The sequence below is a fragment of the Methylophilus sp. Leaf408 genome (genome assembly GCF_916856905.1).
Classification (GTDB): Bacteria; Pseudomonadota; Gammaproteobacteria; order Burkholderiales; family Methylophilaceae; genus Methylophilus.
The window spans coordinates 1-22,241 of the sequence record NZ_CAKASK010000003.1; the positions used below are offsets into that span (position 1 = coordinate 1).

The following is a 22,241-nucleotide window of genomic DNA, read 5'->3' on the forward strand; positions in this document are numbered from 1 at the left end:
CTAGAAAGAGCGCAGGCCTATCGTGATTTGTTTAAAAGCCACGTGGATGACGCGTTGTTAGATGATATTCGCCAAGCGGCAAATACGGGCATGGCTTTAGGAAACTAAAGATTTAAACAAGAGATTGAGGCGCTGACCAACAGGTGGCAAAGTCCACAGAAAAGAGGCAGGCGAGTCGGGTGGCTTAAAGCCTTCGGTAAGAGCCGGTAAGGTAATTTATACCAAACCTATTACCATGTCAGTAGCACAGTTTGGAAAGATTCACGAATCTTTTGCAGCTTTGTAGAGGTGCAGAGTGAGGAGGTTTTGTATCACTATTGAAAACTGGTGCGCCCGGCGAGATTCGAACTCACGACCTGGCTTCGGAAACTAAAAAAATTGATGTACATATACATCAATTACATGATTTTAAATTATCTAAAAGTTTATCTTAATCAATAAAAACATATAGTTATTTAATTTGAATTGTGACAATTATGTAATTTGAAAAAATGCACTTTTCATGTTTGTCACAAATGCTGTTTCAATCTGCGTTTTCGACCAACTAGATTACTTCAAAAAGACGACCCTTGGTTAATTTTTTGATTGACATCTAAGTAGGTTCGAATCTACACTTTTTTAGTGCAAGTAAAAGCACATAAATAAAAAAGCATTTTTAAAAAGTGGCTTAATGCCAATTTCGGACTATCCGAAATTTTAATTACAGGCTCCTGCCGAACTACTGATTTATCAGTCGTTATACAGTTTAAGTAAATCTAATATAGAGACCTTAAACTCAAACAATGGTCCGAATCAAAATTGGACGGGCTCGATTAGTCCGTGTGAATTTAGACCAGCCCTGATTAATTCTTCTTTGTAAAAACTTCAATTAGTTTTATTTGAATTAATCCATCAATCCCGACGCTGCTATTGCGCCTCGGGATTTTTTGCGTCTTTTTTTTCGGATTTTTTATCGAGGAGTTAGTTATGAACAATGTTGAGTGTTTAGATGAAGATTTTGGAGTCATTGATTTTAATTTAAAGCGTATGACCTTTGAGGGTCAGGATGCTATGCGGTTGCTTATTGACCGTTTCGGTGCATTCCTTCCAGAAGAGGTCAAGTTAGATCAAGCTTTGCGCGGCCTTGGCAAAACGCTAGAAGCTTTTGTAAGGTATTGCGGTGGGACAAATGAGCCTCATAGGGAATTGAGGCATTCCATTGGGTTAGCCATTGCTGAAGTTGAGGTGATTAGAGAACAACACTCTTTAAATTATGTGACAGCTTCAATCAGTGAACGGCACTCAATGAAAATCAGGAAGTGGAAGCTGATTGAAGCATGTGACGATTTGAATTCGAATAATGACATTTTGAAATATGTAGGCGCATTCTGTAGTTTCTTATTATCTGGACGAAATGTCGCAGCCAACATAGAAGGGACCCTTTGGCACTTGATTAGAGATGGTGAGGGGACGTTAGCTAATTCAGAACCAAAAGCTATTGCCAAATTGTTGAATAGGGGACGAGAGTTATTTTCTGGAGAGACTAAGTCCTATAACAATAAAATTCGGTCCCATTACTATTGTCAAAAAATCTATTCGTCTAATAAAGATCGTCAGTCAATTTTAGGCTGGAGCGCAATGACACATGGCGAATATTTAAATATAACGGCAAAGCTTTTTCAGGAGGTGGAGCAAGGGTGTCCCAATGCGTTGGTTGACACTTTGTCGCTCATAACGGGATTGACGCCAGATATTGTCTTACTAACTCCGATATTGAGTCACAGTCTTGATGATTGGATAGCTGTTATAGATATTTCAAATGGAACAGTCTTGTTTGATTTGTCTGAAATATTCCCCAATGGTGCCCAGGCCAAAAGCGGCACTAATCATTTTGAAAAATCATCTAGTACGCTTGTGAAACCCTTACCTGAGTTTATTGCAAAATCACTCTTGGAGTTGCTTAGAAAAAATCCCGACGCACAGGATATTAAAACCCTGGTTGGCGTTGAACCTAGAAAAAAGAAAACTAGTAATCAATCAGCCCGCCTTCTTAAAACGACAGCTCCATTTGCGATTAGGTATTGTCAGATTGATCCATTTGATGCGTGTGTCTTATCTGGTGATTTTCGAGGGATTGCTAGTGCCAAAGCTTATTACAGGCGGACGACTAGACAAGCCAGTTGGGACGCAACTCAGACCTTTTATTCCGCGATAGGGTGGGGGGCGAGTGTACCTCTCGCAGACGGATTGGCATTTGGTTCAAAGGTAGTTGTGAAAGATGAAGCTGTAACTGAAGTTTTCGAGCACTTGGCAAGCAATGTTGAGTCATTAAGGCCATCAAATCGTTGCAGTGTAAAAAAGCTTCTTGAATTTCATAATGTGTTTTGCAATTACACAGCAACATGTGCGATTTATTGCTTGGCGTTGAGAAACTCAAATCCCATTCCGTTGCTGAGTCGAGAGCTTCAAGAGTCCCAAAGTTACGTTATCATTGATGATAAACATGTATTGGGTGATGCCTCGGCCTTACCTGTTGCTGTCACTCCTTTACTCGCAAAGCAGCTAGCTTATTGGCGAATACATTGTGCAAAATTGATTGCTCGTCTTGAAGGAGCAAATTTTAGTGATAAAAAATTCATCAACTTGTTGAAAGGGGTTGTTGAATACAAAGACTCAGCACTATTTGTCGTAGCGAATCGCCCGTATAGCGTTAGTGTCGCAAGCGTTGCAAGTAATTGGAATATTTCTCTGGTAGAAAACTTTTCACGACACTATTGGGAGTCTAAATTCTCTCAAGTGGGCGTTTCATCTCGTTTTTCGGCAGCACACTTAAGACACCAGGTATCGGGTGTGTTGAGCTGGGCATCTGATTCAGACTTTGTGCTGCGTGAATTCATTAAAGCGATTTCAACGGCACAGGAAAAAGTATTGCAAGAGCTTCGTATTTCTCCACTTCATGGCCTTGCCAGGAGGTAATGATGAGGAAAAGTACTCTAAACCGAGCTTTATCAAAATCCAATCGGATCACCCAGTTATCGAAAGAAAATGGAGCAACTAGATTCGAGGCGTTTCAACTGCGGTTACTTGAGATTGAGCTTCCTGCGCACATACATCTTTTTCTCAGTCTTTTTGCGTTCGATGGGTTACGAGTGGGTGACTTAAAAAAAGCCATGCTATCGCAGCCCTTGAGATACGAAGGGGTCAAGATAGGACTTGGCTGGATTGATGAAGATAACCGGCAGCAAAGAATTCAATTGGGAAGTATCTCCTTAAGGCTGCTATCTGGAACGGATTGGGCTCTGGTGCAGAAGTTGCCCCTTACATGCTTGGCCGAACATTATTTGGATCGTGAAGCGCCTGAGTTAGCACTTCAGATGTTTACACGTGACCAGGTTGCATGGGTTTCAGAGGTTGCTTCTGGTCCAACAGTGGATCATTCTCAGGGCATCGTACCAATGACAGCTCTCTCGGATGATTGTTATGCTAGGTTGCAGACAAAGCAGGCATTAGCTGCAGAGGCCGATGTAGAAGATATAACCCTTGAAGGAGCTTTATATCAATCTCTTGAAGGTTGGCTCGAGCCGCAAGGCAAGGATAAAAATCCTACTGTGGTAAATGAAATATCTGAGCTATTTAAACGCAAAAATGTTGATGATCAACAAGGGTACAAGTCTAGGAAGCTACAGCAATGTTTAGACAAGCTGAGTGATGCGATAGAAGCCGGACCTTTGACATCATTAATACTAGCTTGGGTAATTCACCTGTTGTTAAATGGCACAAAAAATCGCTCGAATGCTGCCGTCAACACAATAATAGGTTATGTGAAGGTGTTTGTCGTGCCTATTTTTTCGGCTTTACAGAGCAAAGATTTTGAAAGATGGGAGTTATCAACGTTTGAAGAAGTTTATGATGGGTTGATGGCTAATGTGATGCCAACTAGCCAAGGTACTATGGCCTCTGCGATTAAATCTTGGCACCACTTTTTGGTAGGCTGGTTGGATGTCCCTCCTCTAAAGAAACAATATCATGATGAAGTTAATTTATCTATCCCGCTAGCAAACGTTCTCTGGCAGCATGAATACGAACTTATTCAAACTTGGTTAGCTAACGCTTCACTTGACCCTAGACTCGGACGCTGTCTAAAGGCGATGTTCAATGTTGCGTTTCGAAAAAGATTCAGAATTAATGAGCTCCTGAAGTTACGAGTGGGAGATGCTCAGATTTTGGATAATGTTGTTCAGGTTAACATTCATGGAACAAAGTCCATCTACTCAAAGCGACGTATTGATCTTAAAATCGATCAATTTCCTGAATTTGTTGAGCTGGTACGTTACAGGCAGGATGAGCTGGCCTCCATGGGGGAGTATCTATTTGGAGATCCCAATCGAATAGGCAAGATATATAGTCTTTCAAAGCTATATACCTGCGCCAATCATTTACTGAAGTCTGCTACAGGTGATGTGTCGATCCGATTTCATACCCTTGCCCATACTGTAGTTTCCTCCGAACTTATTGTGCCAATGGTAGGGGGCACTTCCACACTAACAAATTCATTGCACCAATTGTCATCAGACTTTGGACATTATTCGATATTAACGAGTTTTTCAGAATACATGCACCGATACGAAGGGCCGATAAGGGAAACAATTGACCGTGGCATATCGAACTTGAAGATTTCGTATAGAGTGGCAGAAAGATGGTCACATAAGTCTTCCAGTGCTCTTCGAAAGCAGGCATCTAGAAGTGAGAGTGATAAACAGGCTGTGCAGTGGCAGTCCATATTTTCATTCTCTTGCAAAGTCGATGTTCAAGATGTAAGTGTTAACCGGAAGGTGTCTAAACCAAATCCTCCCACTTTCTTAAGTAGTAACGCCACGATAAATCTTTCTAATATTTTGAATATATTTTCAGATGTTCAGAGAGAACTCTCCTTAGAGATAATTGCATTAAGACAGTCACTATCCGTGCAGGATATCAACGATTTATTGCGGATCGCAAAAGGAATTTTGAGCGATTGTTCTAATAGTCGTGTTGATTTCAGCTTTTCAACGGAGCTGGTAGTTCGTGAGCTGCAGAATGCTGATTGGATATGGTTTGCTAAAGCTTACTTCGCTAAAGAAAAGACAATTATTAAGATTGCTCAGAAGAGTTTTCGATCATTTTCTGCTGGAATTAATGCTTGGTTGCGGCTCATTGAAAATGGATACTTTTCTTTGGAGGATCAACTCCGCGCAGATCAATTTCTAAAGCTGCTTGCTCAGCTGAACATACCCAAAAACCAAGTGGCCATCGCGTATACCAATGCATGCAATCGGCATTATTTAAAAATGCTGCAAGCATGCTTTTTTGAATATTTCCATTTAACTGTCCCTACCTTCGAAGTTGGTCAGAGAGGGGGCCGGCCATACGCATATCTTCTATTTTCCAGTCAAAATATTTTGACAAATGTAATGCCTAAATCTGCAACACTCTCAACTAGTGGGTTGAACGCAATCCTATTCTCAATAGCTGTACTGCGGGAGTTTGATAGTGAGAGATAGAGTAAAGTTGCTCGAGGTCCCTCTATTGAAGCCAGGTGTGGCTTTTGATCGGGGAGAGTTGGACGAAAAAATTGAACAGTTCGTCGCAGAAATTAAGATTTATATCCCGCAAATAGACTTGTTGGTATGTGATCTGGATTGCGAGCTTCTCGTATCACAGGACTGTCTTTCATTGATTTTGTTCTTAATCAGAAAGCCTCAGTTCATTTTGCTGCACCAAAATAAAAGCTCTTTAAATAATGCTGCGATTGAAATTGTTGAACATATACAAAAGCTTCCGCAAAAGATGAGACTTTTGGCATATCAGACTTTTTCGATCAGTCAAACTGCGAACGATTATCTCAGTGACTCTGACCAAAGAATGATGCTTTTGATGAAAAAACATGAAAGGCAGACGTTAAACCTACTGTTGGCAGGTCAGCCTTACTCAATGACTTTCCCAGTTATGGCACCTTATGTAACCGATCATAATGTTAGACAAATTGAATTCAAAATTGACTATATTCACAGTGAATATTTTAAGATTAAGCTAATTTCTGACTCTGTGTCAGATAGCAAGCGGAGTAAAACTACTTTTTTGAAGATTGAAAAAAAATTATTTGATGATCAGTTCTTTTTGACTTGTGTTCAAGCCCTCAGATCAAAACCTAAGAAATTGTTGATGATGGACGCATTTTGTTTCAGGGACTCTATCACTAATCATATTCTTTTGTATCACGTAGCTTCATGAATATTAAGTTGGATACTCCAAGAGCGGCGGACTCATAATCCGTTGGTGCTGTGTTCGACTCACAGAGGGGCCACCATAAAATCACTATAAATCAAAGGGTTACGTTAATTCGTAGCCTTTTGTTTTTATGTCAGCTTAACAAAAAGTTCAACCGAGTGCTTCAGTCACTCTTGTTCGAGTATGTCCAGGCTAGTAATTCATGGCAGAACTTACCTCATGGACGACATAAAATCATTCCGTGTGTCGAAAAAAACAATATCTCCAGCTTAGGAATATTATGTATGTTAATAGGCATGCTTTTATTACTTCAGGAAGGCTCACTCTTTGCCGTGGGTGGCTTCTAATGTATGCTGGCGCTTTTATATGTTCTGCTCGTGACCCTGCTTATTGTGTTTACTACTATGAGATGAGCATTAATTCCAATATATGCTGAGCACTCATTCCAGTTCAATTTAAGCAGTAATTCCAGTTGAATTGAGCAGTTGGATGACAATTGTTTAGTTGATCACCCAAGCTCCTTCTCGACTATAAACAAGAGCCTGGGTCTTGAGGCCCAACTAGCGGTCAGTAAGTTTTTCTTTGCTCGCAGCTTCCTCATCGACTCCCCTTTCAAATGCAGTACATGAGACTGGTGTACCACCTGGTCGAGGATGGCATCCGCAAGTGTGGGTAAGGATATAAATCATGCCATTGATCAAATGGATATTGAGTTGTAAACAGTAACCTCTAAAAGAAAAACCCGCATATAGGGGTCGTCTCAGAAAACAGAAAATAAAGCACCTTAAGCCGGTTGCAGAGGTCAGCGGCCTAAACTTGCCCGCGCCAATCTTGGCGCTGCTGCGCCAGAGGTAATCGCCGGTCAGGTTGATGTGTTCCCAGCCCAGCGGCGACAGGTACTGCAACAGCGTTTCATCGACGGCATTGCCGTTGCCACGCAGCGCATGCGCTGCACCAGACAGACCGTGTTCCACAGCACAACGGCGGCCGAGGCTGCCGAAACTAAACCGCGACACGCTACTTTTTCGTTTCTAAATCTTGAATATAACTTTTCATTTCGCCGATTTCCTTGCGCTGTGCGGCAATGATTTCATCCGCCAATTTCCGAACCCTCGGATCAGTGATCTTTGCCCGCTCGCTGGTCAAAATAGCGATGGAATGGTGAGGAATCATCGCTCGCATATAATCTAAATTATCAACAGTCGTTTGGCTGCGTACCAGCCACAAGGAAACGGAAAAGACAATGACGCTAGCCGCAAAAATAGAGAGATTTACCCCCTTGTTGGGATACATCTTCCACATGAAGGCTAGCATTACCACAGCCATGGTAGCCCCCATGATAAGGGCCATATAGGCCCGAGTTTCGCTAAAGAAAACGTGATCAAGAGAATAGGTATTTAGATACATCAGGCCAAACATGATGATTGTTCCAGCCGCAATCATTTGTGCAAATGTTGTGTATTTCATCGATGCCATCGCATGGCCTTGATTAGATGAAGAGGATTTTTCCATTAGCTTCTCCTTGTTGGGTTATCAATCTAACAAAGACACTTTTTCAAGTCAGGCAGTTCATTTGTACCCCGTGATGACAATGGAGTCATCCCATAGCTTGAAGTGTCTTAACGGGCTTTATTTTCCATTTTCTGAGACGACCCCATATAGCGGGTTCATTTTATTGTGCAACTGGCATATCAAGGCGGGTTTTAAAAAAATCGGGTATACGGATTTAATGGTTGATGGGGCACCTTCACCCCATCAATCTGATACCACCCTCAGATGGTTGATAGATCGACTCCGTAGTTGAGTTCCTCTGCGAAGTCCGGCAGTCCGTAACCGATGGTTTTCTTGTAGAAAGGAGAGAGCTTCGCAGTCGGTGCCTTCTTCTTGTGCTTCGTGGTGTAGAGCATTCGTGCCCGCATCACCTCGAAGGAGTAACCGCGCCCTTCACGGTTCTTGTCCTTGGCCAGTCGGTTGATGGACTCCGTGTAAGCGTTGGTGACGGGCATGTCCGTCTCGAAGTAGGTCATGGTCTCTTCGCGCCAGTTTCCCACTGCCCTGACCAGATCGCTCCAGACTTCCTTTTGGCCCTTCGGGATGGTGGCTATCCACTCGTCCAGGGCGGCTTCTGCCTGGAGCCGTGTGGTGGCGTCCCAGATGCCGTAGAAGCGCTCCTTGTGCTCGTAGGCGGCCAGCAGTTGCGGGAACGCGCCTGTCCAGGTCTCCATGATGAGGCGCTCCCGGTCTGAGACTTCGTGAGCGCGTTTCAGCAGGATTTTCCGGTCTCCCTTGAGAGTCCGGCTCTGGGACGGTTTCAGCTCCTTTCTGAGGCCCTTGCGCACTCTCTCTAGGGCATCGTTGGCCATGCGCACCACATGGAACTTATCGACCACGATACGGGCCTGGGGCAGCACAGCCTTGACCGCTGCCCGGTAGGGGTTCCACATGTCCATGCTGACGATCTCGACCTTCTGCCGGTCTTTCAGCTTCATCAGGTAGTTGGTCACCACGTCCTGGCGGCGGGTGGCCAGCAGGTCGAGCAGGGTTCGCTCCTCAATGTTGGTCAGAATGCAGCGGTAGCGCTTGTTCAGGTATAGCTCGTCAATGCCCAGGATGCGGGGCGTCTCGAAGCGGTGCCAGCGCCCCAGGAACTCGGCGCGGGCGTTGAAGATGTCGCGCACCGTCTTCTCGTCCAGGCCGGTCTGTGCCGCCACAAAGGTGTAGGGGTGGTTGAAGGATTCCTTCTCCACGTACTCATGCAGCCGCAGTGTCATACGGAATCCGTCCACCATCTCCGGTAGCTGGGGCCTGAATGTTGTCTTGCAGGCCCGGCAGGTGTATCGGCGGCGGACCACCCAGAGAGTGACCCGCTTGCCGTGGATGGGCAGATCACGATAGGGAACGTCACGCTTGTCGAACCGTACGAACTCACCCTGCACGCCGCATTCCTCGCAGGCGATGGGATCGGGCACGTCCACCTGGAAGTGCATTTCGTCGTCGGTTGATTTGCAGCCCAGTACTTGGTATTGCGGCAGGTGAAGGATGTTGTCGGGAAGTTCGGTCATGGTGTTGTATAGGCGTAGGTGTCAGTCAGATCCATCCGACTCGGCATTGGTGTTTGCTTTTTTACCCAACAAGCTGCTGGAAACGAAAAGTAAGGCACCGAGGACAATTGCAATATCAGCCAGGTTGAAGGCCGGCCAATGCCAGTCTCGCCAATAGAAATCAAAGGAATCCACAACATAGCCGCGAAAGACCCGGTCAATCAGGTTGCCCATGGCGCCACCGAGGATAAGACTGTAAGCGATGGCTTCTCCTTTATGACGATTTTCAAGGATCAGCTTGATCAGAAAAATCGAGACCACTACCGCGATTCCGATAAAAAAGTAGCGCTGCCAGCCTCCACCATTCGCAAAAAGACTGAATGCGGCACCGGTGTTCCATAGGTGCACCCAGTTAAAGAACGGGGTCACCGAAACATACTCGCCATAGGCCATTGATTGCTGCACCAGCCACTTTACAGCCTGATCAGACGCTGCCAGCAGGCCCGATATGGACAATAGGGCATACGGCGAGAGCTTTTTGCCAATAATGAGCATTATTTAACCCTTCAACGCCAAAATGCGTCTGGCACCGTTAAGTACAATGCCCCCCGCGATGGTGCCGATAATCAGATCCGGATAATTGGAACCGGTCCACGCGACCAGGGCGCCGGCGGTGATGACCCCCAGGTTGATCACCACGTCGTTGGCCGAGAATATCCAGCTTGCCTTCATGTGCGCCCCGCCTTCCCGATGTTTGGATATGAGCAGCAGACAACTGGTATTGGCAATCAATGCGACGAATGCGATAGCCATCATCACCAGCGATTCAGGCTCACTACCGAATACAAAGCGTCTCACCACCTCTACGAGCACGCCCACAGCCAAGATCAGTTGCAGTACACCAGCAAGATGCGCGGCACGTACCTGCATTTTCACGCTATGTCCAACCGCATAAAGGGCAAGCCCGTACACCGCCGCATCGGCAAAATTGTCCAGGGATTCTCCAATCAGGCCGGTGGACCGGGCGATCAGACCGGCAGTCATTTCCACCACGAACAGAAGTGCATTGATGCCGAGCAACCAGCGCAGGGTCCCGGATTCTTGCTTAGCAGAAGCTGCCGAAAACTCGGCGGCCTTGATGGTCTCCGGATTTGCAGCGACGGTTTCCTGAAGCGAGGCGCCTAGCCCCAAGGTCTTCAGTTTCGAGGTGACGGGCTCGACCTCGCCGTCATGCACGACCTTCAGCCGGCGGTTCGACAAGTCGAAGGACAGCGCCCGAATCTCCTCAAAGCCGTTCAGGGCTAGGCGAATCATTCGTTCTTCTGATGGACAGTCCATCTTCGGCACGGCATAAACACTGACCCATCTCCCTGGCGCCTCGGAGGAGGCCTGTATATCGGTATCCGCTGCGGACGTTGCATCACCGCCACAGGCGCCACCACAGGATTTGCTCATGATACGACTCCACTTGAACAATGTTGTGGTACCATTTAAAACTATAAAGCTACTATAAGGTCAATAGAGTAAAGAATCCGTTGGGGAGGAGGCTGATGCGCATTGGTCAGTTGGCGCAGTTGGTAGGGGTCGAAACACAGACGATCCGCTTCTATGAACAGCAGGGCTTGTTGCCGCCGCCTGATCGGCAGGACAACGGTTACCGTGTCTATACCGAGAAGCATGGTGAGGGGCTGGCCTTCATCCGTCGCTGCAGAATCCTGGGCCTGTCACTGGCTGAGATTCACGAACTACAGAGCTATGAGGACGACCCTCATCAGCCTTGTACCGCCGTCAACGCCTTGCTCGATGATCACATCTCTCATGTGCGGTCGCAGATAACCGCTCTGCAAGCGCTTGAGAAACAACTCGTTTCACTGAGAGCGAGTTGCAACGATGACCGGGAAGTTGAGGCATGTGGGGTTCTTGCTGGAATTAGCGAAGGAAACATGCACCAGCAGTAGGTGAAGCATCAACCAGATAATCCGATGAGATGCCGGTCTGTCTCACTCTCATGCAAAGGTAAGATCAACCATTTAATCCGCTTACCCAAAAAATCTAAGCTAAATAGTACTCATCTGCGACTCAAATTAACAGTTTTGTGCAATTGCAGTATGTGGAGTCTAAAGTTGCACATTATGAGGTCCAAACTGCAAGTTATGATGCTACTCACAGGAGGCGTTGTTTGATCTGGCTTAAAGTGTAACCTCATCGGATTCTTTAATTTAAAATAAAAATCAATTGACTTTCCCATTGTGGGAAGCTTTAGACTGATTTATATTTAATACAAGTTCCGGATTATGAGCATGTCTAAAAAGACTTTAAGTGATGCAATCCAAAATCTCTCACTTCCAATCGAAGGGATGACATGTGCAAGCTGCGTGGGCCGAGTTGAAGCCGCCTTAATAAAGGTCCCTGGCGTAAAGAGTGTCTCAGTTAACCTTACGACTGAGAGAGCGACTATTCAAGTTGCCGAAGAGGTGGATCGCACTGCCTTGATCGAAGCGGTTCATAAAGTGGGTTATGAAGTTCCAACATCCAAGATAGAGCTCAATGTTATTGGCATGACCTGTGCATCATGTGTTGGGCGTGTCGAGAAGGCCCTCCAATCTGTGCCAGGGGTCGTTGAAGCAATAGTTAACTTGGCCACTGAACGTGCCTCCATTTATGGTTCTGCCGGTTCAGGAGATTTGATTTCCGCAATCGAGCGTATCGGTTACGAAGCTAAGATTATCGACTCTTCATACTCGTCAAAAGGTGTAGCAGAGAGTAAAAAAGAGACTGAACTACTCAACTTGAAGCAGGACTTCATTTTGGCATCAGTATTGTCTTTACCAGTGTTTCTGATGGAAATGGGGGCACATTTGATATCAGGTGTTCATGAGTTAATTATGGACACGATCGGAATGAAATATAGCTGGTACATCCAGTTCGTGTTAACGACTCTGGTATTGGCTTTCCCCGGTAGGCGCTTTTACCAAAAGGGCTTTCCAGCTCTATTTCGGTTTGCTCCAGACATGAATTCGCTCGTAGCAGTAGGTACTGCTGCGGCTTTCGGATATTCAATGGTCGCGACCTTTGCTTCCGGTCTGTTACCTGAAGGAACCGTCAATGTCTATTATGAAGCGGCTGCAGTCATTGTCGTTTTGATATTACTTGGCCGTTTTCTGGAGGCCCGTGCCAAGGGGCGCACTTCCGAAGCAATCCAGCGCCTAGCAAAAATGCAGGTCAAAGAAGCGCATGTCATGCGCAATCATCTCTTTTTGGATGTCCCTATCAATGAAGTGGTGCTCAATGATGTGCTCGAAGTACGACCAGGTGAGAGAGTGCCGATAGACGGTGAAGTCACCAATGGTAAAAGTTTCGTTGATGAATCCATGATCACTGGTGAACCCATCCCTGTTGAGAAAACCGTGGGTAGTTCTGTAGTCGGCGGCACCGTTAATCAGAAAGGGATGTTGGAGATGCGTGCGACAGCCGTTGGTAATCAAACCATGCTGGCTCAGATCATACGTATGGTGGAACAGGCACAAGGATCTAAGCTACCAATACAGGCGCTCGTAGATAAAGTGACTATGTGGTTTGTACCTGCCGTCATGGGTGCTGCTTTGCTCACATTTATCAGCTGGATGATTTTTGGTCCATCCCCTGCGTTGACCTTCGCATTAGTGAATGCAGTCTCCGTGTTGATCATTGCTTGTCCATGCGCCATGGGGCTGGCCACACCAACTTCAATCATGGTTGGAACCGGGCGAGGTGCCGAACTGGGCGTATTGTTCAGAAAAAGCGAAGCATTACAGTTGCTCAAGGATGCCAAAGTCGTCGCAGTGGACAAGACTGGTACGCTAACAGAAGGACGGCCAGTGCTTACCGACCTTGAAGTTACGGAGGGCTTTGGGCGGATTAGTCTTCTTGCAAAAGTCGGGGCGGTTGAATCTAAATCTGAGCATCCAATCGCCCACGCTATTGTGGCCGCTGCCTCTGAAAATGGACAGTCGCTACCGTCTTTAACAGACTTTGAGTCTGTGACTGGTATGGGCGTAAGAGCAAATGTTGAAGGTGCTCTCGTTGAAGTGGGAGCTGATCGCTTCATGCGACAGCTGGGGTTAGATTTGAACGTCTTTGCACAAACTGCTGAGCGACTGGGTAAAGAGGGTAAGTCACCCTTATACGCCTCTATTAATGGTCAGCTGGCTGGTATTATTGCAGTCGCTGACCCTATAAAAACATCGACACCGGGTGCAATTGCCGCACTGCATCAGTTAGGTCTCAAAGTGGCTATGATTACTGGGGATAATGCCAATACCGCACATGCAATCGCCCGCCAGCTTGGTATTGATGAAGTCATTGCTGAGGTCATGCCTGAGGGGAAAGTTGACACTGTACGTCGCTTGAAAGCCATTTACGGGCAGATCGCTTTTGTGGGGGATGGCATTAATGATGCACCCGCGCTGGCAGAAGCAGATGTAGGCCTGGCAATCGGGACCGGTACAGATATAGCTGTAGAATCAGCAGATGTAGTCTTAATGTCTGGAAATCTGCAAGGGGTGCCGAATGCGATTGCTTTATCCAAGGCAACGATAGGGAATATTCATCAAAACCTGTTCTGGGCATTTGCCTATAACACGGCTTTGATTCCGGTAGCTGCTGGTGCACTTTATCCTGCTTGGGCCTTATTGCTATCACCAGTATTCGCCGCCGGAGCAATGGCTTTGTCCAGCGTGTTCGTTTTAGGTAATGCCTTGCGCTTACGCACATTCAAGCCATCCGTAGTGGAATTACACCCGTTAAAATCTATGAATAAATAATGCTTGACCTTGCCATTGTTGGAAGCTTTAAGCTTTTATCACTACCCATTAATGACTAAGGAGTTGATATGCAATTTCATATTGAAAATATGACCTGCGGTGGATGTGCAAGAGGTGTGACAAGTGCCATTAAAGCCATAGACCCAGAAGCGAGCATTACTACCGATCCTCCAACCAGAACGGTCAACGTTGAAAGCAGCGTTGCGAAAGACGAGATCGTTTCAGCACTCATAGATGCAGGGTTTCCACCTGCGAGTGAATAACTCTCATCTGCCTGCTGAGCTAGATCAGTAGGCTTTTTTATCTATCACTTGGGCATAATGATGAGTTTATTTAATATAGGGCAAGCTGCAAAGGCGTCAGGTATATCGACCAAAATGATCCGGCATTATGAAAGCGTTGGTTTGTTGCCTCCCGCTTCAAGAACTTTTGCTGGATATCGTCAATATTCTGAAAAAGATATCCATACGTTGAGTTTTATTCGACATTCCCGTTACTTAGGCTTTTCTATCAAGCAAATTGAGGAATTATTAAGCTTATGGCAAGACCCGCATCGGCCAAGCAGTAAAGTGAAAGAATTAGCAAATGCCCATGTTGAAGCCTTAAACCAAAAGATTCAAAGCTTGATGTCGATTAAGTCGGAGCTACAAAAGCTTGTACATTGCTGTCATGGGGATGATCGCCCAGAGTGCCCAATCCTGGAGCAACTTGCGCTTAATCAAACAAAGGGTATTTCATAATAGGAAAATTTCAGTTTGGCACTGAATCATTTTTAATTTAGGGTTATCATAACCACATCGTGAGAAAACTCATTCAGATCTTCGCTATTTGGCTCATCGCAATCATTCTACCGGTGCAGGGATTTGCAGCGGTCAGCATGATGAATTGTGAGAAGCCACAAAGCCAGCACATCCATGAAAGTGTTAGTGGTCATAGCCATGAACACCACGAGGGTGCTGCGGAGAGTCATGCTCACAAACATCAAGATGATACTAAACACGCTTGTAACCATTGTTCCAAATGTTCAGTCTGTTGTTCAGGCCTCGTCTTTGCAGCGTCGGGTGATGACCTGAAGCATCATTTGATTGTTGCAGGTACGGCAATCGGTTTTATCAACCCAGATTTCACTAGCCACATATCCTCCGGTCCTGAGCGACCTCCGCGTTTTATCCTCATTTAGTATGTTATTGGCTGAAGTCCTATCAGGTCTTTAGCCACCAAACTTATGCTTTTTCCTGCTCACGGCAGGCAAAAGAATGCGTTTCCAATGGTTGTTGGGAATTCTAAATGAGAGGTCTATATGAAATTTCCTACCCCAAAGAGAGCCTGGCTTGCCTCTCTCTATCAATATGTACTATGTCTTGCGATGACATTAGCATTGGGTATTGGCGCATCATTTGCGGAAGAAATCTCCGCGCCATACCAGTCAACGTTTGAAGATTACAAGGCGACAAATAGTGACAATCAAACAGATTGGAAATCACTAGATTCTTCGATTGCAGACCAAGGACATCAAATGTCGGGTATGCAGCACTCCTCGGATCAACCAATGAGTCATGAAGCGATGGGACATAGTATGTCTCATGGCGATACGCATGCTTCACATGACTCAAAGTCTCAGATGCCACCCATGGATCATGGCAATATGAAAGGCATGGATCATAACAGCATGCCGGGGATGGACCATAGCAAAATGCATGACATGAATAGTCAGGCTGAGGATATGGGCCACAGCATGGTAAGCATGGATCATAAATCATCTCCACCTGAAATGTCGGCACACACTCACGACCATGCCATGATGAACCATACTGGTATGGATCATCACTCCATGCAAAATATGAGTCATTCAGGAAGTGATAGTGAAGAGGCTGTATCAATGACTCATGAGCATGGAAATTCAGAGGTTGAGCTTGCGGAAGAAGATCACTCAAGCCATATCCATGAGTCTTCAGAAGCCGTTAAACCAGAAGTGTCCTCAGAGCACACCGATTTCCAAATTATTCCAAATTTGCATCCGGCAGTCGTGCATTTCCCAATTGCGTTGACCATAGTGGCATTCATTTTAGGCCTAGCTGCTCGCTTGTTTCGCCAATCTGCATCATCCACTTCATTAGCCGCCGCAGGATATTACGTATTGATACTAGCCGCTGTGAGTGCTGTGGCTGCCGTTGGTTTTGGTTGGCTGGCATTCAACTCAACCATGAATCACGATGATGCTGGCCATGCTGCCATGTTGTTGCATCGAGCCTGGGCAATCCCTACTGCTGTTGGATTAGTGCTCCTTGCAATCTGGCACTCGTTTAAATCGCGTCAGGAGAGCCCGATGTCCATTCCTGTATTAGTTTGCCTGGCTGGTTTATCCATGTCTGTCGCGACAACGGCATGGCTGGGTGGTGAAGTAGTCTATCGTCATGGCATTGGTGTTCTATCTTTTCCTGCCTCTGGTGGCCATCAACATGCTGGACATCACCATGGTATGGCAAGTGAATCAGAAATGCCAGCTCAAGACAGCCATTCAGGTCATCAACATGAATCATCTGAAGGAGGTTCACATGAGCACTAATATTGGGAATCTCAGAGCACGCAGTGCCATTCTTGTTGCCGTAAGCTTGTTATTAAGTGGGTGCGCGACCTTCACAAAAGATGGCGGTATGAATGAGGTACAAAAACAAACTCAACCGCACCTGAAACAAGATTATGAATGGGCTAAGACTGAAGAATCAAAGAAGTCCCTTCAGGACAAGACTCAGACATTGCTCACACAACCTTTGGATGTAGAGGGTGCAGTACAGGTGGCGCTTTATAACAACAAAGGACTACAGGCTTCATTCTACGAACTGGGCATCTCGGAAGCAGACCTTGTACAGGCAGGCCGATTGCCTAATCCGCGCTTCTCTATGCTTTATGCCCGTAATGGTGGTGAGTATAAGATTGAGCAGGCATTCACGTTCAACGTCTTTTCATTGATCACTATGCCTAAAGCTGTAGAGGTTGAAAAAAGACGTTTTGCCCAGGCACAAGCATCTACCGCCATAGAGGTGCTGAAACTCGCCTATCAGACACGTGTTGCGTATTTCAATGCTGTGGCCGCCACTGAATTGGCTAAATATAGCGCACAAGTGAAAGAGTCTGCAGAGGCAAGTGCAGAGTTGGCTAAACGACTGCATGAAACCGGCAACTGGAATCGATTAGAGCAGATACGTGAGCAAAGCTTCTATGCTGATGCAGCCCTTGAATATGCCAATGCAAGAAACGCTGAAGTTAAGGCATATGAGGCCCTGGCCAGACAGCTGGGTGTGAAAGTCTCAGAGATCAAAATCCAATCCCGTTTACCTGATCTGCCTAAATCTCTTTCGGAGTTACAGGCTTTTGAACAAAATGCCTATGAACAACGTTTGGACCTGCTGGTTAAGCGCTCTGAAATGGATGCTTTGGCTAATCAGCTTGGACTGACCAAAACTACGCGGTTCATTAATGTTATCGAACTAGGCCCTGCACGCGTATTGGAAGGCAGAAGGGGTGAGCCTTATAAAAAGGGTATCGATATTTCATTTGAAATACCATTGTTTGATTGGAGTCAGGCCAAAGTGCCGCGTGCAGAATCTATGTACATGCAGTCCGCACAGGAAGCTGCACAGTTGGTTATTAATGCGCAATCAGAGATTCGTGAGCGGTATAACACCTATCGCACCAAACATGATGTCACTCGTCACATCCGCGATGAGATTGTGCCCTTACGCAAACGCATATTGTATGAGGACCAACTACGCTACAACGGCATGCTCACAAGCCCATTTGAATTATTTGGCGATGCCAGGGCGCAAGTACAGAGCGTAAAAGGCTATATCGAATCATTACGTGACTTCTGGTTAGCTGATGCTGAATTGCAAGCTACTTTAGTCGCCAGTCCTCGTTTGATGGAAGGTCAATAAGATGACAACTATGGATAGAAGAAAATTTTTTAAATATGCTGGACTTGGCATGGCTGGCGTTGCAGTCAGTGCGGTAAGTAAAGTGGCATTAGCTGCCATCCCAGAAATCATCACTTCTGAGGTGGCAAATACACAAGAGCCACTATATCCAGGTACAGGACGCCCATATCAGCCGGTCGTCACTTTGAATGGCTGGAGCCTTCCCTGGAAGATGAACAATGGTGTCAAAGAGTTCCACCTTGTTGCGGAACCTGTCGTAAGAGAGATTGCGCCCGGTATGAAAGCTAATCTTTGGGGCTACAACGGCCAAAGCCCTGGTCCAACGATCGAAGTTGTTGAAGGTGATCGTGTCCGTATTTTTGTGACAAACCGGTTACCAGAAAGAACAAGTGTGCACTGGCATGGTCAGCGCTTGCCCAACGGTATGGATGGGGTCAGCGGGCTGACACAACCCGCCATTGAGCCGGGTAAAACATTTGTGTATGAATTCGAAGCCAAACGCCCCGGCACATTTATGTATCACCCTCATGCGGATGAAATGCTACAAATGGCCATGGGAATGATGGGAAGTTGGATCACGCATCCAAAAAATCCGAAATTCATGCCTGTTGACCGTGATTTCGTGTTTTTACTGAATGCATATGACATTGAGCCGGGCAGCTTCACCCCTAAAGTGAATACCATGCTTGATTTCAATTTATGGACATGGAATAGCCGGGCCTTCCCAGGAATTGATCCCATTGTGGTCCGTAAGGATGACCATGTGCGAATACGGATTGGAAATCTTACAATGACAAACCATCCAATTCACATTCACGGCCATGAGTTTGAAGTCACAGGCACTGACGGTGGATGGGTGCCAAAAACTGCACGCTGGCCAGAAGTGACGATCGATATAGCTGTAGGGCAAATGCGTGCTATTGAGTTTATTGCTAACGAACCCGGGGACTGGGCTTTCCATTGTCATAAAAGCCATCACACCATGAATGCTATGGGACATGACTTTCCGACAATGATTGGTGTTAAGCAGAATGATTTGATGAAAAAGATCACTAATCTTGTACCTGATTATATGTCTATGGGGGGGACAGGAATGTCTGAAATGGCTGAAATGAGCGAGATGCAAATGCCACTCCCAAAAAACACGTTACCCATGATGATGGGCAACGGACAGTTTGGATCACTTGAAATGGGTGGGATGTTTACGACCGTGAAAGTCCGAGATGGACTCGCTAAAAATGACTATAAAAATCCAGGTGATTATAAACATCCAAGCGGCACGGTAGCTCATGCCGTTGAAGTGGATCTAACCAAGGTTGAACGTCAAAAGCCTCATACTGAAGGTGAGTTGGAAGTCAATGTCAGAAAACCAACTAACCATTCTGGTCATTAGTATCGTTGTGGCTTAGACTTTGGGTATTGCTCTAAACTAAGACAAACGGCTTGCAAATACGCAAGCCGTTTTGTTACTTACTCCAATAGCCTAAAACCCATTCCTTTTGATGTGTTCCATAATTCGAACGCCAATGTGCTTTAACCCATTTTGTTTTACCCAGCGGACGTAACGTTTACAAATTCTGTAGTCGATCTGGTGGTTTTGGTGTCTTAATTTTAAAATTAGCCATATACACCCCAAATTAATGACAGTGATACCTACCGGTGTGGCGATCATGATGATAGCCGTTTTTTTATGTGCCGCCGGAGTGGGCACGGTCAAGGCTTGAGCAAACTATGATGAGTACAGCAACTAAAGTCATAATCCCTCTTCATACCGAAACTCCCATTTTGAACATTTTAACCTGTTGCAAGTTGAAGAAAGTATGTACAGCAAGTTACTAAGCAGGCTCTATGGAAACCTTACAGCATAATAACGAGATGAGTTTTGAACTGTAATAAGACATATTTAGTAGGATTCATATGGGCTGCTCATTAGAACTGGAACGACTGCTCAACACGCTGGAATGACTGCTCAAAATCAATGGAATACACACTTATGAACTCCTAATAACTACAAAAGTTGGGGAGAAATCCGTTTTGGCTTCTAAAGATATTCTTTACTTAACTAAGATTTTGAAAGCCTTAGAGGTTTCAAAATCTCTGTATCGGCAACAATTGAATGGACTTGCAAAATCTTTTGAAAGCCATTGGATAATAGTCAAGTTCTCACATCCTAATCTCAACGTAAGTGACCTTTTTCATATTGTCTGGGCGTAGCCTTTAGACAAATCCCTGATTTAAATTCTCCTTGTTGAAGCGCCAATTACAGTAATAGCATTGCCTTAATCTTGAATTGTTAGGTTTAATTTTTAATTTGCATTTAAAATGCATATTAATTAAACTAATCCCATGCAATTAACTCAGTACTCAGATATTGGCTTACGCCTTTTAATGTATCTCTCGAAAGAGAGATCAACAATTCCAGCAGTTACTTTAGCTGAAGTTTCGGACCAATTTAATATCCCCCGAAATCACCTTGCTAAAGTGGCTGCCAAACTAGTTAAGTATGGATGGATTGAGTCGATTCGAGGAAGGTCTGGCGGAATTAGGTTGGCAATTGAACCGTCCGAAATTGTATTAGGTAAGGTACTTAGAGTTCTAGAAGGCCATGTTGAGGTTATAGATTGCAATAAGCTGCAATGCCGACTCAAAAATGTATGTGCCCTAAAGCAAATATTGGAAAGTGCTTATGCAGGATTCTTCATTGTATTGGATCAATACACATTAGCTGATGTCACAGATGGTTTGGCGGCTAATGAGATCGGCAATATGCATAGAGGATTTATAGAAATATTTTTGAATAATTCAGCAGTTCACTAGTTACGGTATTGGACACAGCACTGTCACAAGTGGCCTTGAATTACATATTAGATGGAGAAAATCATGTTGAGTGATCAAACAATAGCAACTGTAAAATCTACAGCGCCTATCTTGCAAGAGCACGCGGAAACCTTAACAAAGCATTTTTATAAACGAATGTTTTCCAATAACCCTGAAGTTGCGCCATTCTTCAATCCGGCGAATCAAGAAGCTGGCCTGCAACAAAAAGCTTTGGCAGGTGCAATATGTGCTTATGCGGCAAATATCGACAATCTTGAAGTTTTAGGCGGCGCAGTTGAGTTAATTGCGCAAAAGCACGTTTCATTACAAATTAAGCCAGAACATTATCCAATTGTTGGTGAAAATTTACTTGCTTCAATCCGTGAAGTACTTGGAGAAGGTGCAAGTGATGAAGTTATTAAGGCCTGGGGTGAAGCTTACGGGTTTTTAGCGGAAATAATGATCGGTCGAGAAAAACAAATCTACACCGAACATAAAAATATGCCGGGGGGATGGGAAAGTTTCAAGTCATTTTTAGTGACTAAAAAAGAAAAAGAAAGTGATTTAATTACTTCTTTTTATCTCGTGCCAGAAGATGGCAGTGACCTCCCGAAATTCAAACCTGGTCAATACATTACTGTAAGAGTAAAAACTGCTAATGGCCAAACAACTATGCGGAATTACAGCTTATCGGATAAACCAGGTCAACCATGGTTTCGGATAAGTGTTAAAAGAGAAGTTGGTCTGAAGGCGGATACTCCCGAAGGTTACGTATCAAACTTTTTGCATAACGATATAGACGTAGGTGCGACACTTCAGATAGCCCCGCCGTGCGGAGAGTTTTTCCTTGATGTTACTGAAAAACACGAACGGCCATTAGTTTTGTTGGCAGCTGGGGTAGGAATCACGCCGATACTCAGTATGTTGCTGAGCGCTATAGAGACAATGCCCAACAGAGAAATAATATTAATTCACGGGAATGTGAATGAAAACACTCAAGCTTTCAAAAAAACCATAGATAGCTTGGCTGAAGAGCATTCCAATTTCAAAAATCATTACCGCTATAGTAAGCCCATAAATACTGATCTGCTTTCACAAGGGAATGTAGATGAAGGTTTTATCGACGCTATCCTAATTGAGTCTTTCGTCCCGACTCGTGACGCAGATTATTATTTCTGCGGCCCACAGCCCTTCATGGTAGGTATTTATCATGAACTATTGAGTTGGGGTATACCTGCGGCACAAGTGCATTTCGAATTTTTCGGTCCCCGGCAAGATTTATCACCTCCGTCGGCAATAAAAAAATGCCCAGTTTAAGACTTGCTATAGATTGAAAATTTTGTCATCACGAGTTCATTAAAATCAGCCTGATTTTAGAATTCAAATCGAAATTCATTATC

At 45.1% G+C, this 22,241-nt stretch carries 16 protein-coding genes and 2 pseudogenes; 12 read left to right on the plus strand and 6 right to left on the minus strand.

The genetic code is table 11. The features are described 5' to 3' along the window. The first annotated feature begins 966 nt into the window (after window positions 1-966). From LPA26_RS13600 to LPA26_RS13610, 3 genes are read left to right on the plus strand one after another with little or no spacing between them, the layout of a single operon-like run. Window positions 967-2,955 carry a hypothetical protein gene (locus LPA26_RS13600; RefSeq protein WP_229008760.1) on the plus strand — a complete coding sequence of 663 codons (1,989 nt, stop codon included), beginning with the start codon at window positions 967-969 and terminating at the stop codon, window positions 2,953-2,955. Further along, window positions 2,955-5,519, plus strand: a complete 2,565-nt coding sequence (locus LPA26_RS13605; RefSeq protein ID WP_229008761.1) for a hypothetical protein — start codon at window positions 2,955-2,957, stop codon at window positions 5,517-5,519. Before LPA26_RS13600 ends, LPA26_RS13605 begins: the two co-directional genes overlap by 1 nt. Beyond that, complete coding sequence (locus tag LPA26_RS13610) at window positions 5,509-6,249, plus strand: hypothetical protein (RefSeq protein WP_229008762.1); 741 nt, start codon at window positions 5,509-5,511, stop codon at window positions 6,247-6,249. The genes LPA26_RS13605 and LPA26_RS13610 overlap by 11 nt, the downstream gene beginning before the upstream one ends. A gap of 505 nt (window positions 6,250-6,754) precedes the next feature. Here LPA26_RS13610 and LPA26_RS14365 read toward each other — a convergent pair. The 6 genes and pseudogenes from LPA26_RS14365 to LPA26_RS13640 form a co-directional block, all read right to left on the minus strand. Next, window positions 6,755-6,969: pseudogene (locus LPA26_RS14365) on the minus strand (ATP-binding protein); the annotation flags it as partial. 61 nt (window positions 6,970-7,030) lie between these two features. Continuing rightward, a pseudogene (locus LPA26_RS13620) lies at window positions 7,031-7,234 on the minus strand (Tn3 family transposase); the annotation flags it as partial. Between the two features lie 29 nt (window positions 7,235-7,263). After that, the gene (locus tag LPA26_RS13625) at window positions 7,264-7,758 is read right to left on the minus strand and encodes a DUF305 domain-containing protein (RefSeq protein WP_229008764.1); all 495 of its coding nucleotides are present in this window, start codon (window positions 7,756-7,758) and stop codon (window positions 7,264-7,266) included. 260 nt (window positions 7,759-8,018) lie between these two features. After that, entirely contained in the window at window positions 8,019-9,308 is a 1,290-nt protein-coding gene (locus tag LPA26_RS13630; RefSeq protein WP_229008765.1) for an ISL3-like element ISPpu12 family transposase, read from the minus strand. Window positions 9,309-9,329: 21 nt separating this feature from the next. Further along, window positions 9,330-9,842: a signal peptidase II gene (lspA, locus tag LPA26_RS13635; protein WP_003821921.1), complete on the minus strand. Its 513-nt coding sequence runs from the start codon at window positions 9,840-9,842 to the stop codon at window positions 9,330-9,332. Between the two features lie 3 nt (window positions 9,843-9,845). Next, on the minus strand, window positions 9,846-10,742 hold the full coding sequence (locus tag LPA26_RS13640) for a cation transporter (RefSeq protein ID WP_004364974.1): 897 nt from the start codon (window positions 10,740-10,742) through the stop codon (window positions 9,846-9,848). A gap of 95 nt (window positions 10,743-10,837) precedes the next feature. Between LPA26_RS13640 and cadR the strand changes: the two genes are divergently transcribed. From cadR to hmpA, 9 genes are all read left to right on the plus strand, one after another. Further along, window positions 10,838-11,245: a Cd(II)/Pb(II)-responsive transcriptional regulator gene (cadR, locus tag LPA26_RS13645; protein ID WP_009403731.1), complete on the plus strand. Its 408-nt coding sequence runs from the start codon at window positions 10,838-10,840 to the stop codon at window positions 11,243-11,245. Window positions 11,246-11,581: 336 nt separating this feature from the next. Next, complete coding sequence (locus LPA26_RS13650; RefSeq protein WP_370634384.1) at window positions 11,582-14,089, plus strand: heavy metal translocating P-type ATPase; 2,508 nt, start codon at window positions 11,582-11,584, stop codon at window positions 14,087-14,089. Between the two features lie 68 nt (window positions 14,090-14,157). After that, window positions 14,158-14,352 (plus strand): heavy-metal-associated domain-containing protein, encoded by a 195-nt coding sequence (locus tag LPA26_RS13655; protein ID WP_229008767.1) that lies wholly within the window; start codon window positions 14,158-14,160, stop codon window positions 14,350-14,352. A gap of 60 nt (window positions 14,353-14,412) precedes the next feature. Then, complete coding sequence (cueR, locus tag LPA26_RS13660; protein ID WP_229008768.1) at window positions 14,413-14,829, plus strand: Cu(I)-responsive transcriptional regulator; 417 nt, start codon at window positions 14,413-14,415, stop codon at window positions 14,827-14,829. Between the two features lie 560 nt (window positions 14,830-15,389). After that, entirely contained in the window at window positions 15,390-16,655 is a 1,266-nt protein-coding gene (locus tag LPA26_RS13665) for a DUF2231 domain-containing protein (protein ID WP_229008769.1), read from the plus strand. After that, window positions 16,645-18,024 (plus strand): TolC family protein, encoded by a 1,380-nt coding sequence (locus LPA26_RS13670; protein WP_229008770.1) that lies wholly within the window; start codon window positions 16,645-16,647, stop codon window positions 18,022-18,024. The genes LPA26_RS13665 and LPA26_RS13670 overlap by 11 nt, the downstream gene beginning before the upstream one ends. Before the next feature lies 1 nt (window position 18,025). Continuing rightward, window positions 18,026-19,417, plus strand: a complete 1,392-nt coding sequence (locus LPA26_RS13675; protein ID WP_229008771.1) for a multicopper oxidase family protein — start codon at window positions 18,026-18,028, stop codon at window positions 19,415-19,417. 953 nt (window positions 19,418-20,370) lie between these two features. Beyond that, a complete protein-coding gene (locus LPA26_RS13680) occupies window positions 20,371-20,841 on the plus strand; it encodes an Rrf2 family transcriptional regulator (RefSeq protein ID WP_082488117.1) in 471 nt (156 codons plus the stop codon). A 63-nt stretch (window positions 20,842-20,904) separates the two neighbouring features. After that, window positions 20,905-22,158 (plus strand): NO-inducible flavohemoprotein, encoded by a 1,254-nt coding sequence (gene hmpA, locus LPA26_RS13685; RefSeq protein ID WP_055828610.1) that lies wholly within the window; start codon window positions 20,905-20,907, stop codon window positions 22,156-22,158. Window positions 22,159-22,241 lie beyond the last annotated feature (83 nt).